An 814-nucleotide genomic window follows, 5' to 3' on the forward strand; every position below is an offset into this window, starting at 1 on the left:
GCACGGGATCGTAACTCGCCGGTTCATTCTACAAAAGGCACGCCATCACCCATTAACGGGCTCTGACTATTTGTAGGCACACGGTTTCAGGATCTCTTTCACTCCCCTTCCGGGGTGCTTTTCACCTTTCCCTCACGGTACTGGTTCACTATCGATCACTAGGGAGTATTTAGCCTTGGGAGATGGTCCTCCCAGATTCCGACGGAATTTCACGTGTTCCGCCGTACTCAGGATACATTCAAGAGAGAACGAAGTTTCGACTACGGGGTTGTTACCCTCTACGACGGACCTTTCCAGGTCGCTTCGTCTACCTCGTTCCTTTGTAACTCCGTATAGAATGTCCTACAACCCCAAGAGGCAAGCCTCTTGGTTTGGGCTATGTTCCGTTTCGCTCGCCGCTACTCAGGAAATCGCATTTGCTTTCTCTTCCTCCAGGTACTTAGATGTTTCAGTTCCCTGGGTCTGTCTTCCATACCCTATGTATTCAGGTAAGGATACCATACCATTACGTATAGTGGGTTTCCCCATTCGGAAATCTTCGGATCAAAGCTTACTTACAGCTCCCCGAAGCATATCGGCGTTAGTCCCGTCCTTCATCGACTCCTAGTGTCAAGGCATCCACCGTGCGCCCTTTCTAACTTAACCAAACTAAAAATTAAAAAATATGAGCTACACTGTTATCTAGTTTTCAAAGAACATACATTTATATATGAGAGATAGTTCTCTCAAAACTGAACAAAACGAAACACGGAAACTTATATTGATGAACAGCGTTCATCAATTCTCCATAGAAAGGAGGTGATCCAGCCGCACC

General features: G+C 46.6%; 1 rRNA gene. It reads right to left on the bottom strand.

Going from position 1 to position 814, the window contains the following annotated elements:
* A 23S ribosomal RNA gene (locus AC1Q51_RS27790) occupies nucleotides 1-645 on the bottom strand; the annotation flags it as partial.
* Nucleotides 646-814 lie beyond the last annotated feature (169 nt).

Source organism: Bacillus sp. MT94 (assembly GCF_058792475.1).